The sequence below is a fragment of the Krasilnikovia cinnamomea genome, assembly GCF_004217545.1.
In the GTDB taxonomy this organism is placed as follows: Bacteria; Actinomycetota; Actinomycetes; order Mycobacteriales; family Micromonosporaceae; genus Actinoplanes; species Actinoplanes cinnamomeus.
In genome coordinates this window covers 6,988,464-7,003,709 of sequence record NZ_SHKY01000001.1, presented here as the reverse complement: position 1 = coordinate 7,003,709, position 15,246 = coordinate 6,988,464, and the positions used below count along the sequence as shown (strand labels likewise).

Annotated in this window: 15 protein-coding genes; 11 read left to right on the top strand and 4 right to left on the bottom strand. The window is 74.9% G+C overall.

The genetic code is table 11. The features are described 5' to 3' along the window. Positions 1 to 77: 77 nt before the first annotated feature. Both EV385_RS30930 and EV385_RS30925 read right to left on the bottom strand, forming a co-directional pair. Complete coding sequence (locus EV385_RS30930) at positions 78 to 488, bottom strand: VOC family protein (RefSeq protein ID WP_130512651.1); 411 nt, start codon at positions 486 to 488, stop codon at positions 78 to 80. Between the two features lie 5 nt (positions 489 to 493). Further along, positions 494 to 940: a helix-turn-helix transcriptional regulator gene (locus tag EV385_RS30925; protein WP_242625170.1), complete on the bottom strand. Its 447-nt coding sequence runs from the start codon at positions 938 to 940 to the stop codon at positions 494 to 496. A 149-nt stretch (positions 941 to 1,089) separates the two neighbouring features. On the opposite strand from EV385_RS30925, the gene EV385_RS30920 reads away from it, so the two are divergent. From EV385_RS30920 to EV385_RS30910, 3 genes are all read left to right on the top strand, one after another. Next, positions 1,090 to 1,767 (top strand): hypothetical protein, encoded by a 678-nt coding sequence (locus EV385_RS30920; RefSeq protein WP_130512649.1) that lies wholly within the window; start codon positions 1,090 to 1,092, stop codon positions 1,765 to 1,767. 37 nt (positions 1,768 to 1,804) lie between these two features. After that, positions 1,805 to 2,575: a lysophospholipid acyltransferase family protein gene (locus tag EV385_RS30915; RefSeq protein WP_130512648.1), complete on the top strand. Its 771-nt coding sequence runs from the start codon at positions 1,805 to 1,807 to the stop codon at positions 2,573 to 2,575. Positions 2,576 to 2,636: 61 nt separating this feature from the next. Further along, on the top strand, positions 2,637 to 3,875 hold the full coding sequence (locus EV385_RS30910) for an MFS transporter (protein ID WP_130512647.1): 1,239 nt from the start codon (positions 2,637 to 2,639) through the stop codon (positions 3,873 to 3,875). Here the strand turns inward: EV385_RS30910 and EV385_RS30905 are convergent. Next, a complete protein-coding gene (locus EV385_RS30905; protein ID WP_130512646.1) occupies positions 3,872 to 4,399 on the bottom strand; it encodes a LuxR family transcriptional regulator in 528 nt (175 codons plus the stop codon). The genes EV385_RS30910 and EV385_RS30905 overlap by 4 nt on opposite strands. Beyond that, positions 4,396 to 6,966, bottom strand: a complete 2,571-nt coding sequence (locus tag EV385_RS30900) for a LuxR C-terminal-related transcriptional regulator (protein ID WP_130512645.1) — start codon at positions 6,964 to 6,966, stop codon at positions 4,396 to 4,398. The genes EV385_RS30905 and EV385_RS30900 overlap by 4 nt, the downstream gene beginning before the upstream one ends. Before the next feature lie 204 nt (positions 6,967 to 7,170). Here EV385_RS30900 and EV385_RS30895 point away from each other — a divergent pair, with 204 nt between their 5' ends. The 8 genes from EV385_RS30895 to EV385_RS30860 all read left to right on the top strand — a co-directional run bounded on the left by EV385_RS30895 (position 7,171) and on the right by EV385_RS30860 (position 15,239). After that, positions 7,171 to 8,667, top strand: a complete 1,497-nt coding sequence (locus EV385_RS30895) for a dynamin family protein (protein ID WP_130512644.1) — start codon at positions 7,171 to 7,173, stop codon at positions 8,665 to 8,667. Beyond that, the gene (locus EV385_RS30890) at positions 8,664 to 10,493 is read left to right on the top strand and encodes a dynamin family protein (RefSeq protein ID WP_130512643.1); all 1,830 of its coding nucleotides are present in this window, start codon (positions 8,664 to 8,666) and stop codon (positions 10,491 to 10,493) included. The genes EV385_RS30895 and EV385_RS30890 overlap by 4 nt, the downstream gene beginning before the upstream one ends. A gap of 67 nt (positions 10,494 to 10,560) precedes the next feature. Then, complete coding sequence (locus EV385_RS30885; RefSeq protein WP_130512642.1) at positions 10,561 to 11,154, top strand: hypothetical protein; 594 nt, start codon at positions 10,561 to 10,563, stop codon at positions 11,152 to 11,154. 64 nt (positions 11,155 to 11,218) lie between these two features. Further along, complete coding sequence (locus EV385_RS30880; RefSeq protein WP_130512641.1) at positions 11,219 to 12,595, top strand: MFS transporter; 1,377 nt, start codon at positions 11,219 to 11,221, stop codon at positions 12,593 to 12,595. Positions 12,596 to 12,616: 21 nt separating this feature from the next. Further along, positions 12,617 to 12,979, top strand: a complete 363-nt coding sequence (locus EV385_RS30875; RefSeq protein WP_130512640.1) for a GntR family transcriptional regulator — start codon at positions 12,617 to 12,619, stop codon at positions 12,977 to 12,979. Between the two features lie 93 nt (positions 12,980 to 13,072). Then, the gene (locus EV385_RS30870) at positions 13,073 to 13,297 is read left to right on the top strand and encodes a hypothetical protein (RefSeq protein WP_130512639.1); all 225 of its coding nucleotides are present in this window, start codon (positions 13,073 to 13,075) and stop codon (positions 13,295 to 13,297) included. 500 nt (positions 13,298 to 13,797) lie between these two features. Next, the gene (locus EV385_RS30865) at positions 13,798 to 14,328 is read left to right on the top strand and encodes a DUF5994 family protein (protein WP_130512638.1); all 531 of its coding nucleotides are present in this window, start codon (positions 13,798 to 13,800) and stop codon (positions 14,326 to 14,328) included. A gap of 44 nt (positions 14,329 to 14,372) precedes the next feature. Then, entirely contained in the window at positions 14,373 to 15,239 is an 867-nt protein-coding gene (locus EV385_RS30860) for a nitroreductase family protein (protein ID WP_130512637.1), read from the top strand. Positions 15,240 to 15,246: the final 7 nt, after the last annotated feature.

Sequence of the window (15,246 nt, the reverse complement as noted above, 5' to 3'; positions counted from 1 at the left end):
CTTGATCTGATCAGCTTCGCGCCGCGCTCGGCGCGGAAATCGTCGCTGCCGCGTTCCTGCTGCCGCGCGCGGTGGGGTCAGCCCAGTTGCTGGATGCGGATCAGGTTGCCGGCGGCGTCGCGCACGGCGCAGTCGCGTACCCCGTAGGGCTGGTCGGTGGGTTCCTGGACGATGTCGGCGTCGCTGGCCTGGAGCCGTTCGAAGGTGGTGTCGAGGTCCTTGGTGGCCAGCAGGATGCCGGCGTAGGTGCCCTTGGCCATCATCTCGGTGATGGTGCGGCGTTCGTCGTCGGTGATGCCGGGGTCGACGGCGGGTGGGTGCAGGACGATGGAGATGCCGGGTTGGTCGGCGGGGCCGACGGTGATCCAGCGCAGGTCGCCGCGGCCGACGTCGTTGCGGACCTCGAAGCCGAGGGTGTCGCGGTAGAAGGCGAGGGCGGCGTCGGGGTCGTCGTGGGGCAGGAAGCTGGCGTGAATGGTGATGTCCATGCCGGTCACGCTAGTTGCGGCTCGGTGGCCCGTGCTTCTCGATTCCTGATCGGTCTGGTGACTTGTTTGGCGACGCAGGCGGGCAGGCCGGCGCCCGGGTGGGCGGCCTGGGTGCGGTAGGCGCTGGGTGGCATGCCGACCAGTTCGGTGAAGCGGGTGCTGAAGGTGCCCAGGGAGGCGCAGCCGACGGCGAAGCACACTTCGGTGACGCTGAGGTCGCCGCGGCGTAGCAGGGCCATGGCGCGTTCGATGCGGCGGGTCATGAGGTAGGAGTAGGGGGATTCGCCGTAGGCGCGGCGGAATTCGCGGCTGAGGTGTCCGGCGGACATGTGGGCGCCGCGGGCGAGGGCTTCGACGTCGAGGGGTTGGGCGTATTCGCGGTCGATGCGGTCGCGGACGCGGCGCAGCCGGGCGAGGTCGCGCAGGCGTTGCGCCTGCGGTGTGCTGGTCACGTGGCCGAGCGTGCCATGTCGGGGCGGTGGTTGCCCAGTACCGGCCCCGGGTCGGGTGCGTGGCGCGCGGGTGGGGTGCGTGGTTCTGTCGGGGTGGGCTGGTAGAAACGACGGCATTCAAACATGCGTACGAATGGTGGGGGTTGGCGATGGTGGCGGCTGCGGTGAGCGGGTTGAGTGAGCAGGATCTGCGGGTGATCCGGGAGGCGGTGGCGGCGGGCCGGCGGCCGCGGGTGGTGTTCACCGAGGCGGCGGGTCAGATGGCGGGTCAGCTGGGGCAGGTGGTGCGGCTGACCGATCCGGCGGAGTCGGAGGATTGGCTGGTGGTGCGGTTCGGCCGCGACGAGTTGCCGTTCTCCCCCGGTGATCTGCGGGTGGCGCCTCGGGGCGCGGGTCGTCGGGTGCCCGTCGCGCCGCCGGAGCCGCCGACGCCGGCGGAGCCGGAGTTTGTGATCGACAAGCCGGTGCGCTCCTCCCCTGCCCCGCAGGCGCCTGTCCCCGCGCCGGTGGTGCCGGCCGCGCGTAAGGGGGCGGGCAAGGCGGCCCGGCCCAAGGCCCCGGCGGGGTTGACGGTGACGTTGGCGTACGCCGAGGGCGAGTGGACGGTGGCGGCGCAGCAGGGCGCGAAGGCGCTGGCCAGGCCGTATGTGGTGCGTCCGGCGGAGGCGTTGCGGATGGTGGCGCTGGTGGATGTGCCGGGGGTGCGGGAGGCGGTGGAGCAGATCCTGGCGGCGGAGCGGGCCGAGGCGGAGCGGCAGGCGCTGCGGTTGCGGGAGCAGTTGGCCGAGGTGGAGGCGCGGCTGGCGGAGTTGCGGGACGCGGGGTGAGGTGCGCCCGGCGGCGTCATGCGATCATGGCGCTCTGATGGAGACGTCGTGGCGGGCGCCGTGGTTGTGGCGGGTGCTGTTGTGGGTGTCGCGTCCGCTGGCGGCGCTGGTGTGCCGGCTGCGGGTGTCCGGTGAGGTGCCGCCCGGGTTGCGGGGTGGCCCGCTGATCCTGGCGGCCAATCATGTGAGTCCGGTGGATCCGGTCGTGTTGGCGGCGGCGTGTCAGGTGGTGGGGCTGGCGCCGCGGATCATGGCGACGGGTGGGATCTTCCAGGCGCCGGTGGTGGGTGCGGTGATGCGCCGCTGCGGGCACATTCGGGTGGATCGGCGTACGGCGCGGGTGGCGCAGGCGCTGCCGGACGCGGCGGCGGCGCTGGCGGCGAATTCGACGGTGCTGGTGTATCCGGAGGGTCGCATCGGGCTGGATCCGTGGATGTGGCCGGAGCGCGGTAAGACGGGGGTGGCGCGGATGGCGGCGATGTCGGGGGCGCCGGTGGTGCCGGTGGCGCAGTGGGGGGCGCATGCGGTGCTGCCGTACACGTCGCCGACGGGGATCGTGGGTTCGGTGCTGCGGGCGATGTGGCGCCGGCCGGTGGTGTGGGTCCGGTTCGGGGAGCCGGTGGACCTGTCGGGGTTGACGGGGTCGGCGGGTGCGCGGGCGATGCGGGCCACGGATCGGATCATGGAGGGGATCACGGTGACGTTGGCGCCGTTGCGGGCCGATGAGCCGCGGGCGCCGCGGTTCGTGGATCCGACGCGGCCGGTGGATGTGTCGCGGGTGCGCCGGCGCGCCGACCGGCCGGGGTGAGTGGGGGCGGCGGCGCAATTCGGTGTACCGGTGGGGTTGCCGGCCGTAGGGTCGTGGATTCGTGACCGGAATTGTGGAGTCGTTCGTGCCGGCCCGGTTGGGTGCCGGCTTCCGGTGGCTGCTGGCGTCGGCGTGGGTGACGAACCTGGGTGACGGTGTGGCGGCCGCGGCGGGACCGTTGCTGGTGGCGTCGTTGACCCAGGACGCGTTCCTGGTGTCGTTGGCGGCGTTGCTGCGGTGGGCGCCGCCGCTGCTGTTCGGCCTGTGGGCGGGGGTGCTGTCGGATCGGCTGGACCGCCGGCGGATCGTGATGGTGGCCGACGGGGTGCGCGCGGTGGTGCTGGCCGTGCTGGTCGCGGCGTTGGCGGCCGGGGTGCTGTCGGTGGCGGGTGCGCTGGTGGGGTTGGGTCTGCTGGCCACCGCGGAGGTGTTCGCGGACAACACGGTGGCGACGCTGACGCCGACGCTGGTCGGCCGCGACGACCTGGTGGTGGCCAACGCCCGGCTGCAGACGGGTTTCATCACGCTGAACCAGTTGGTGGGTCCGCCGGTCGGGGCGGCGTTGTTCGCGGCGGGCCGGGTGTGGCCGTTCGTGGCGGAGACCGTGCTGGTGGTGGCGGGTGTGCTGCTGGTGTGGCGGATCGTGCTGCCGGCGCCGGGCCGGGTGGCGCGTTCCGGTGGGGTGGGCCGCGACATCGTGGAGGGTTTCCGCTGGACGGTGCGGCATGCGGCGGTGCGGACGCTGGCGTTGACGATCCTGGTGTTCAACGTGACGTTCGGGGCGGCGTGGTCGGTGCTGGTGTTGTACGCGGCGCGGCAGCTGGGGTTGGGCGCCGTGGGTTTCGGTCTGCTCACGACGGTGTCGGCGCTGGGCGGTCTGGTGGGCACGGGCATGTACGGGTGGCTGACCCGGCGGGTCAGTCTGGGCAATGTGATGCGGGCCGGTCTGGTGATCGAGACGTTGACCCATCTGGTGTTGGCGGTGACCCGGTCGGCGTGGGTGGCCTCGGCGGTGTTCTTCGTGTTCGGCGCGCACGCGTTCATCTGGGGTACGACGTCGGTCACGGTGCGGCAGCGGGCGGTGCCGGAGCATCTGCAGGGCCGGGTGGGCAGCGTGAACACGGTCTGCACGTTCGGTGGTCTGGTGGCGGGTTCGGTGCTGGGTGGTGTGCTGGCGGACCGGTTCGGGGTGGCGGCGCCGTTCTGGTTCGCGTTCGTGGGTTCGGCGGTGTTCGTCGTGGTGTTGTGGCGGGAGCTGACCCGCATCGCGCACGCCGACGAGGCGCTGGCCGCGGGTTAGCCGGTGTCGTCGCGGCGCTGGCGCAGGTAGGCGAGGACGGCTTCGCGGGTGGTGCGTACCCCGAACATCGCCCGCGCCTCGGCGATGCGCCGGTTCGCGGTGCGCAGGGACAGGTATTCGGCGGCGGCCGCGGCGGCGATGGTCTCCCCCGCGGCGAGCCGGTCGAGCAGGGCGCGCTGTTCGGGGACGAGTTCGGCGACGGTGCTGTCGGCGCCGGTGCCGTGCTGCAGGGGGCCGAGGCGGGCGAGGTCGTCGACCAGGGCCCGGCCGACCGGGCTGTCGGTGTCGCTGACCGCGACGATGCCGGCGCCGCGCGCGGCGGCCAGCACGGCCAGTTGCAGGGTGTCGTTGTCGGTGATGCGGCCGTGCAGCACCAGCCGGGCGGCGGTGACGTCCCAGGCGGGGTCGGGCAGCGCGAAACCCGGCCGGGCGGTCCAGCCGGCGCGGGTGAGGCGGCGCAGGACGGCGTCGGCGTCGGCGGCGGTGGCGACGATGTGCCGGGGGGCGTCTGGTTGTCGGGTCACCGGCGGTCCTCCCGCGGGGGTTGGGCGTCGGGGTGGGCGAAGGCGAGCGCCGCCGCTTCGGTCCGGGTGCGCGCGCCCAGTTTGCGCATGGCGGCGCGGATGTGGGTGTCGACGGTTTCGGCGGAGATGCCGAGTTGCCCGGCGATGCGGCGGGTGGGTTCGCCGGCCGCGACCAGCCGCAGCACGTCGGTTTCGCGGCCGGTGAGCTGGGTGCCGGAGCGGGGGCCGCGGGTGTCGCGGTGGACGTGGTGGCGGCGCAGGCCGCGGCGGGCCCGGCCGGCCAGCACGGTGAGCCCGGCGGTGTCGGCGAGTTGTTCGGCGGCCAGCAGGGCAGCCACGGCCCGGCCCGGGTCGGGTTCGTGGGCGCCGGCGGCCAGCAGGCAGCGGACCTGTTCGCGTACGGCGGTGCCGGCCCAGGTGTCGGCGGCGGCGGTGAAGCCGGTGCCGGTGGCCCACGCGGTGAGGGTGCGCCGGGCGGGGCCGGGCAGGCCGCGCGGGATGCCGGTGGGTGGGGCGGCGCCCCGGTCGTGGGCGGCCCACCGGGCGGTGATGTGGTCCAGGCCGGTGAGCAGTCCCCTGCCCTCGGCGGGTGGCTGCGCGGCGCGGTCGGGTTGCCCGTCGAGCCAGGCGGCTTCGCGGGCGACCCACGCGGCGGCGGGATGCTCGGTGTGTTCGGCGAGGCGGGCGCGGGCGGCGGCGAGCAGGCCGGTGTCGGCTTCGACGAGGGCGGTGGCGGCGGTGGCGTAGCCGCGCGCGTCGGGCGGCAGGCTCCGGTCGGTGAGGTCGGCGGCGCGGCGGTGGATGACGTCGGCCGGGTCGGCGCCCTCGGCGGTGCCCGGGTCCGCGCCGGCCGGGAACGCGAACGGGTCGGGTTCCTCGCCGAGCCCGGCCGGTGCCGGGGTGCCGCCGGGCACGGTCGGCGGGGCGGTGCCGCCGGGCACGGCCGCTGAGGCGGTGGCGCCGGGCACGGCCGGCGAGGCGGCGGCGCCGGCGAGCGCGTCGGCGAAGTCGGCGGCCGCCGCGAAGCGGGTCTGCCAGCTGTAGGCGAGCTCGGTGGCGCAGGCGGCCGCGGCGTCGCGGGCCACCGCCGCGGCGTCGGCGAGGCGGGCGTCGGCGGTGAGGTGTTCGACCAGTTGCCAGGCGCTCCACCGGGCGGTCAGCGGGTCACCGCCGGCGGCGTTGGACGCGAGGTCGTGCTCCCAGCCGGGGGTGCGGTGCGCGGCGCGGACCGCGGCAAGGGCGGCGGCGAGGCCGGGCGGCGGGTGCGGATGCCGGGCGGTGATCTTGTCGGCGGTGTCGGTGGCCAGGCCGGGGTCGGTGGCGAGGTCGGCCAGCAGCAGGATCCGGTCGCGGGCCGCGACCACGGACGCGGCGGCGGCATCGGGTACGGGCCGCGCGGCGCGCCGCGCGGCGGCGGGGTCACCGGCCTGCAGCAGGGCTTCGGCGCGCAGCACGTCCGCTTCGACGCCCAGCGGCGCGCCGGTGTCCAGGACGCGGGCGGCGGCGTGGGGGCGCCCGGCGGCCAGGGCGGCGTCGGCGGCGGCCAGCCGGACCCGGGGGTCGACGATGATGCCGGGCAGGTCGCAGGCGAACAGCAGCAGCGCGGCCCGTTCGGCGCCGGTGGCGCGGTCGGCGGCCTGCAGGGCGCGGCGGTGCGCGGCGGGCAGGTCACCGGCGGCGGCGAGGTGCTGGGCGGCTTCGGCGGGCGCGGTCAGTTCGGCCAGCCGCCGGTGCAGTTCGGTGCGGGCGGCGCCGTCGAGCAGCCCGGCGGCGGTCTCGGCGACGTACCCGGAGGTGGGTTGCAGCCCGGCCGCGGTGTCGGCGGCCAGCCCGGCGGCCAGCAGGTCCGCGGCGCCCGGGCCGAGCAGGGCGGCGGGGGCGGGCCGGCCGAGCAGGCCGAGCGCGGCCAGCGCGGTACGGGCGGGGCGGGGCAGGTCGGCCAGGGCCGCCGCGATCGCGTACGCGACCTGGTCGATGTCGGCGCCGGGGGCGCCGCGGCCGGTGCCCGCCTGGCGGGCCAGCGCGACGATGGCCAACGGGTTGCCGCCGGCGCGGGCCACGACCGCGTCGAGGGTGCCGGGGTCCAGGGTGGCGGTGCGCCGGGCCAGGTCGGCGGCGGCGGCGGGCTCCAGCGGCGGCACCGTCAGCCACGCCGCGGCGGCGGCGCGCAGGGCGGCGTCGGCGTCGGAGGTCAGCCGGTGCGGGGTACGCAGGCCCACCGCGACCCGGCAGTGCGCGGCCAGCAACGGCAGCGCGGCGAGGGTGGCCGCGTCGGCGTACTGCAGGTCGTCGAGGATCAGCAGGCCGCCGCGGACGCGGGAGCGGACCGCCTCGGCCAGCAGGGGGATGTCGTGGGCGGGCAGCCGGGCCCGCACCGCCCGTGACAGGGCCAGCGCGGGCACGGCGGTGAGCATCGCCAGCCCTCCCCCGGTGTGCACGGCACCCGGGGTGGCCTCGGCGAGGCGGCGCAGCACGGTGCTGCGTCCGGCGCCGGGTGGCCCGGCGACCACGACCAGGCCCGGGCGGCGCAGGTGGCCGGCGGCCACGGCGGCCAGGTCTTGCGGCACCGCGTCCTCCCCGATGCGTGGCCGGTGCCCGTGCCGGGGCTGGCACGAACACGGGATCCACGCTGTGCGTCCCGATCCGTAGTGTGGGTGCTGCGGCAGGCGTCCCGTCCTGCCCGGGCGGGAAGGACTTACCGGATCATGGTGGTGGACGACGGTCGCGGCCAGGACATTGTCGCTGACGGCCGGCTGCGCTGACGAGTCGTCATGACCGGTCCGCTCTGCACCAGAATGGCGGCACTGTGTGACGACATCGTCGCACGGGTCGGCCCGGACGTCGGTGGCCAGGTACAACAGATCCACGTCCGGCTCGGTGAGCCGCTGCGGGTGGCCATCGCGGGCCGCCTGAAAGCCGGAAAGTCGACACTCGTCAACGCGCTGATCGGCCGGCGGGTCGCGCCGACCGCGGCGGGCGAGTGCACCCGGGTGGTGACCCGGTTCCGGTACGGGCCCGCCGACCGCGTCGACGTGGTGACCCGCGACGGCAGCCGGCACACCCTGCCCCTGTCCGACACCGGGATGATCCCCCCACGGCTCGGCGTGAACGCCGACCGGATCGCGTACCTCGACGTGGCCCTGACCAGTGAGCGGCTGCGGGAACTGACCGTCGTCGACACGCCCGGCCTGGCGTCGGCCGACAGCCGGCTGCGCGAACGCGCCGAGTCCGTGGTGGCGGCCCCGTTCGACGACGGCATCGACGCGGGCAGCAGCGGCGAGGTCGCCGCCGCCGAGGCGGTCGTGTACGTGTTCACCCAGGCGGTCCGCGCCGACGACGTGCAGGCCCTCGACGCGTTCCGGGCGGCGACGGCGCGGCTGGCCAGCAGCCCGATCAACGCGCTGGGCGTGTTCGCGAAGGTCGACACGTTGACCGGCGGGGCCGCCGACCCGTGGCCGCTCGCGCAGCCGCTGGCCCGCCAGCAGGCGACGCTGCTGGCCCGTACCGTCGCCGACGTCGTCCCGGTGGTGGGGTTGCTGGCCGAGACCGCGCAGGCGGGCCGGCTCACCACCGCCGACTGCGCCGCCCTACGCGAACTCGCCGCCGTGCCGGCCGGGGAGCTGGCGGTGCTGCTGGCCTCGGTGGACCTGTTCCGTACCCGGCCCGGCCCGCTGGACGCGCCCCGCCGGGAACGGCTGCTGGGCCTGCTCGACCTGTACGGCATCGGGTACGCGGTGGCCCAGTTCGCGGCGCAGCCGCACCTGAGCACCGGCGAGCTGGTACGCCGCCTCGCCCAGATCTCCGGCTTCGCGCACCTGCAGAGCACTGTGGACCAGACCCTGCGCTGGCGCTCCGACGCGATCAAGGCGGGCTGGGCGCTGAGCCGGCTGGACCGCCTCGCCGGGCGCGCCGCCACCCGGGTCGAGCGCGACGCGCTGCGCGACGCCGTGGAGGTGCTGCTGCGCGACCCCGCCTACCACCGGTTGCGGCTGCTGGCCGCGGCGCAGCGCGTCGCGTCCGGGGTGGTGGCGCTGCCCCCGCCGTGGGAGCAGGAACTGATCGCCCTGGCCACCTCCGAGGACCCGCGGGTGATCCTGGGGCTGCCCGGCGCGGCCCCCGGCGAACTGGCCGACGCGGCGGTCCGCGCCGCGCACCGGTGGCGCACGTACGCGGTCGCCGGTGCGGGCCCCGCCCAGGCGCGGGTGGCGCAGGTCGCGCACCGCGGCTTCCACCTGCTCGCCCAGGCCGTGCAGGGGGCGGCCCGGTGACCGGGCGGGCGCTGGCCGCCGCGCTGGACACCGCGGTCCGCGACACCCTCGCCTTCGTGCGCGCCGCCGACCCGGACGCGGGCGCGGAGCTGGCCGAGCTGCACCGTACCCAGCTGACCCGCCCCGCCGTCGTGGTGGTCGGCGAGACGAAACGGGGCAAGAGTTCGCTGGTGAACGCGCTGCTCGGGGTGCCCGGCCTGTCGCCGGTGGACGCGGGCGTGGCGACCAGCGCCTACCTGCACATCGGGCCCGGCCCGTACGCGGCGCGGGCGTGGCCCGCCGGCGCGAGCGAACCGGTCGACGTGGACCCGGCGAACCTGACCGCGTGGGCGAGCGGTGACGGGCAGGCCCGCCGCGTCGAACTCACCCACCCCGCCCCGCTGCTGCAGTACCTGAGCCTGGTCGACACGCCGGGCGTCGGCGGCCTCGACCCCGCACACGCGACGGTCGCGCTCGACGCGGTGCAGCGGGCCACCGCGCTGCTGTTCGCCGCGGACGCGTCCGCCCCGCTGTCGCAGCCGGAACTCGCGTTCCTCGCCGAGGCCAGCGCCCGCGTCGACGCCGTCGTGTTCACCCTCACCAAGATCGACGCGTTCGCGGGGTGGCGGCGGGTCCTCGCGGACAACCGGGCGTTGCTGCGCACCCACGCCCCCCGCTTCGCCGACGCCGGCTGGTATCCGGTGTCGGCGCGGCTGGCCGAGGCGGCACTGGCCACCCCGGACGCGGCCGCCGCCCTGGTGGAGGCGTCCCGCATCGCCGAACTGCAGCACGCCCTCATCGACCTGGCCGGGCGCGGGCAGCACCTGCAGCAGGCCAACGTGCTGCGCGCCGCCCGCGGCGAACTCGCCCGCCTCGACCACGCCGCGCGGGACCGGTTGCAGGCCACCGAGGCCGACCCGGCGCAGCTGGCCGCCGTCCGCGCGCAACGCGCCGCGCTGGCCGCCCGCAAACGCACCGAGTCCCGGCAGTGGGCGCTGCTGCTGAACACCGAGACGCAGCGGGCCCGCATTGAGGTCGTCGGGTCGCTGCGCACCCAGATCGCCGACGTGCAGCAGCGGCTCGGCGAACGCGTCGACCGGCTCGGCCGCGATGGGCTGGCCGCGCTGCCGCAGACCGTCGACACCGAACTGCAGGCCGTCGCCGTACGGCTGTCGCAGGACCTGCACGACACGTTCCGGCAGGTCGGCGCGGTCGTGCTGGCGCAGGTGTTCGACGACGGGGAACTCGAACAGGTGCTGGCCCGGCTCAACGCCACCCTGCGACACACCCTGTCCGCCGGCCCGCCCCGCGAGGGCTCCGGCGACAACCTGCTCATCGCCCTGTCCGCCGGCGGGATCGCGTTCATGGCCGGGCGCGGCGCCATCCTGGGTGCCAGCGTGCTCGGCGCCGGCACCCTCGCCTCGGGCGGGCTGCTCATCCCGGTCGCCGGGATCGGGCTGGGCCTGGCCGCCGGCGGGTACGTGCTGTACCGGCGGCGGGTGCAGACCGACCGCCAGCAGGCCCGGGCGTGGCTGCGCGACGTGCTGACCGAGGCCCGCGCGGCGCTCACCGACGAGATCTCGTTCCGCTTCACCGACCTGCAGTACGCCCTCAGCGTCGCCGTCGACGAGGCGGTCGAACGGCGGCTGCGGGAACTGGACGCGCACATCGCGGACATCGACGCCGCCGCCGCGACCGACGCCGCGGGGCGGGCCCGCCGCCGCGCGGGCGCGCAGGCCGACCACGACGCGATCCGGGCCCGGCTGGCCGCGGTCGACGACGTGCTGGCCCGCGCCCGGGCCCTGACCCCCGCCCCGGCCGAGGCAGAGGAGACGACGCGCGCATGAGCGAGCGCACGCCAACCAAGGCACAGCAGGAAAGGGTGCACCGAGCGCCCGCGGACGGGAGCGCCTCATGAGTGACCACCTGTGGCCCGACTTCCCCGATGACCCCGGCCATTCCGACCCGGGTCCGCTGGGCGGCCACGACGACGACCTCGGCCTGCCGGACGTGTTCGACCCCGGCTTCGGCCACGACCACGGCTGGGACCCCGACGCGGCGCACGACGACCTGAGCCACGACGACCTGGGCCACGACGACCCCGGATACCACCACGACGCCGGCGGCCACGACCTGGGACACGACCCGGGACACGAACCTGGCGCGGGACACGCCGAAGACCCCCACCCCGACGTGCTGGGCCACGTCGGCGCCGACCCCGACGCGTGGGACGACACCGGCCACGAGGCGGTCAGCGTGTTCCCGCCCGTCCTCGACGTGGGGCCGCTACCCGAACCCGTCGACGGGTTCCCGTGGATCGACACCGGCAGCCTCGGCCTGGTCGACCCGGCCGCCGTGCACCTGCCCACCGAACAGCCCGACCCGGCGGAGCTCGCCGCGTACGCCGCCACCGACCTGCCGCCCGGCGCCGACCCGTGGGCGGCGCTGGCCGACTCCGACGACCCGGCCACCAGCGCCCTGGCGAAATGGTGGCGTCACGACACGTGAGAACCGGCGCCCCAGATGACATCATGAGCGCTCACCACCGCCCGCAGGAGCTGGAGCGCACGTCATGGCCGTCATCGACACCGCCGCGGCCCCGGCCGCCGGGCGCCGGGAACGCACCGGCTGGTACCTCTACGACTGGGCCAACTCGGCGTTCTCCACCACCGTCATCACGGTGTTCCTCGGGCCGTTCCTGACCACCGTCACCGAACAGGCGGCCGGCTGCCCGCTGGGCGCCGACGAATGCCACGGCCGGGTCCACCCCCTGGGCATCACGGTCGCCGCCGGCTCCTACTTCCCGTACCTGGTGTCGCTGTCGGTGCTGCTCACCGTCGTCGTCCTGCCGATCATGGGCGCGGTCGCCGACCGCAGCGCCCGCAAGAAGCCGCTGCTGGCCGCCGCCGCGTTCACCGGCGCCACCGCCACCGCCGGGTTCGCGTTCGTCACCGGAGAGCGCTACCTGCTCGGCGGCCTGCTGTTCCTGATCGCCAACATCGCCTTCGGCGCGTCCGTCGTGGTGTACAACTCGTTCCTGCCGCAACTGGCCGGCCCCGACGAACGCGACCGGGTGTCCAGCCGCGGCTGGGCCATCGGCTACCTCGGCGGTGGCCTGCTGCTGCTGGCCAACCTCGTCGTGGTGCAACTGTTCAGCCGCGACGGCGACCACCAGCGCACCCTCGACCTCGCCCGCTGGTGCATCGTGTCCGCCGGACTGTGGTGGGGCCTGTTCACCCTGCTGCCGCTGCGCTGGCTGCGCGAACATCCCCCCGCCGCGGCCCGCACCGCGCGCGGCAACGTCCTGCTGGACGGATTCCGCCAGCTCGGGCGCACCCTGCGCGGGCTGCGCGCGTACCCGCTGACACTGTTCTTCCTGCTGGCCTACCTCATCTACAACGACGGCATCCAGACCGTCATCGCCCTGGCCAGCCAGTACGGCACCGAGGAACTGCGGCTGCAGCAAGGCGACCTGATCATCACGATCCTGCTCGTGCAGTTCCTGGCGTTCGGCGGCGCCCTGCTGCTGGGCGCGCTGGCCGAACGCATCGGCGCCCGCAAGACCATCCTGATCAGCCTCGCGCTGTGGCTGGCGGTGATGCTGGCCGCGTACTGGCTGCCGGCCGGTGAGCCGGTGCCGTTCATGCTGCTGGGCGTCGCGATCGGGCTGGTGCTGGGCGGCAGCCAGGCGCTGAGCCGGTCACTGTTCAGCCAGCTCATCCCGGCGGGACGCGAAGGCGAGTACTACGGCTTCTACGAGATCAGTGACAAGGGCACCAGCTGGCTCGGCCCGCTGGCGTTCGGGGTGGTGTATCAGCTCACCAACAGCTACCGCATTGGCATCGTGTCGCTGATCGTCTTCTTCGTCGTCGGTGGGATCCTGCTGGCGATGGTGCCGATGCGCCGCGCCATCCAGGCCGCGGGCAACGTCGCGCCCCGGCTGATCTGAACACACCCGAGGGACGCGCCCATGGACATCGCCATCGACACGGCGTCACCGGTGCCACCGTACGAGCAGGTACGGACCCGCATCGCCGCGCTGGCCGCCGCCGGTGACCTGCCCGCCGGGACGCGCCTGCCCCCGGTACGGCAACTCGCCGCCGACCTGGGGCTGGCCACCAACACGGTGGCCCGCGCGTACCGGGAGCTGGAACAGGCCGGACTCGTGCAGACCCGGGGCCGGCTCGGCACCCTGGTCACGGCCCGCGCCGCCGGCGTACCCGAACAGGCGCACCGGCTCGCGCAACGCTACGCGGCGGACACCGCCGCGCTGGGGGTGGCGCCGCAGACCGCCCTGGACCTGGCCCGCGCCGCCCTGAACCTGCCGGCCTGAACCGCCACCGGGGCGCACATCCCGGACACCTGCACCCCCGCCGACCGGCGGACGGCGCGCCTCTTTACGCCAGCGGGGTCTAGGTTGAAGGTCATGGCGACGATAGTGCTGCGTGTCCGGCTCACCGGCGGTGAACGTATGGACATCACGTTCGAGGACGCCGACGCCGTCGACGACGACGATCTTGTTGAGCGTGCTGTCTCGACGCTGGCCCGGGATTCCGGAGTGCTTCGCTGCCGGCACGGTGATCGACTCGTGGTGCTGTTCGGCAGGGGGGTCGCCGCCATGGAGGTGGCGCCGCGCGGAGCGGTCCTGTAGCGCCCTGCGGATACTCCCCGGTGCAGGTCGCCGGCTCTGACCTGCGCGAACAGCCGGTGGTAACCGCTCGCTCCGCCCTGGGCGCTGCCTCCTCGGCGGCGCAGGCCCGCAGCGGCCCCCTTCCGGCCGGCGGAAAGTGGTACCCCGGGAAACCGTTTCGCAGCACCGAACAGGCGTACGGTGGGGTTATTCCGGAACCGACGACATCCCACCTTTGAGGTGACCGCCACACCGGCTCAATCACCAGGGGGACGCCGTGTTCAGTGATCTTCGCCGCGTGCGGACCGCTCCGACGGACACCGCCGCGGCCGCGCCGACCGGGAGGGCGAGCGCCAACCGGCTGCCTGCGACCCGTACGGGTGCCGCCTGTACCGCCACCCACGCCTGCGACGGCCGCCGCCCGTGGCATTTGTCGGGCACTCCTTGACCACCGCTCCCCCAACCCTGACCCGTCGCCGGAGTCGACTGCAGACACCGGCGACGGGCGGGAAGGACTCGCCATGCCCACGACCCCGTACGCCCGTAACCGCATGACGATCGTCTCGCTGTCAGCGCCATCGAATCCCCGACTGCGGATGGAACCCACCGGCTCGCCCCGTACCCTGCTGGACGGCGGCTGGTGGCCGCGCTCGACCGACCCCGTCGCCGAGCTGCCCGGTCTCGTCCTGGCCATCGACACCGTCCGGGGACCGATCACCCGACTGGTGCTGAGCGCGGCCGGCTGGGACACCCACCCCAGACGCCTCGGCGTAGCCGGACGAGTACTGCGCCTGGGCTACTTCGCCAGCCAACCCGCCAACCTGCTCACCGCGCTCTGCGCCAACGGCGACCGCGTCGACCTGCTGATCGTCCCCTCACACACCGCCGACGGCGCCGCGGACGCCGCGATGATCCTCGCCGCCACCACCGACAACCTCGTGCACGCCCAGCACATCCCGCGGACCGTCAGCACCCCGAACCCCCAGACAGCCGAGCACACCCGGGACGACGAGGGCGAGCTCGCGCCGCCCCGGCGGCAGGCCATCCGATGACCCCGGACACGCTGCGCCCGGCGCGTCCGGTGAGCTCAAGGATCTTGACCGAAGCCCTGTACCGTGCCGCCGTCGCCGCCGGACACGCGCCCTCGGCCCACAACACGCAACCGTGGCGATGGCGCCTGACCAGTGACGGCATGGACCTGTTCCTGGACCCCGCGCGCATGATCGGCGTAAACGACCCCACCGGGCACCTCGCGATGATCAGCTGCGGCGCCGCCCTGCACCACGCCCGCCTCACCCTGGCCGCCCGCGGCTGGCGGGTCACCGTCCACCGCCAACCTGAATCCGCACCCCCGGAACACGTGGCGCACCTGCACATCGACGAGTCCGCCCCGGTAAGCCCCGGCACCGCCCGGCTGGCACGGACCATCCGGCAGCGGCACACCGACCTGCGCCCGGTCACCGGCGACCCGATCGAGCCATCGGACCTGCGGACCATCAGCCAGGCATTTACCTCGCATGACATCAGCCTGCACACTATGCGCCCGGACGAGATTCTCGGGCTCGCGGTGGCGGCCGCCCACGCAGAGCACGTCGAACCCGCCGAGGCGCAATGGCACGAACAACTCGCACTGTGGACCGGCGATGGCCGGATCGCGGGCGCCGCCGACCAGATGCGCCTGCCCACCCGGCACGGAGAACACGACCGGGCGGCCACCTTCGCCGTACTGCACGGCCGCGGCGATCACGACATCGACTGGCTGCGCGCCGGCGAGGCGCTCTCCGCGGGCTGGCTGGTCGCCACCCAGCTCAGCGTGTCGGTACTGCCGTTCAGCGCACCGATCGAGCAGACCCGAGCCCGCGAGACCCTACGCCACGCCATGCCGGACCTCAACCACCCATACCTGATGATCCGCCTGGGCCGCCACACGGTCCACGGCCACCGCACCCCACCCCACGGCTGACCGCCGC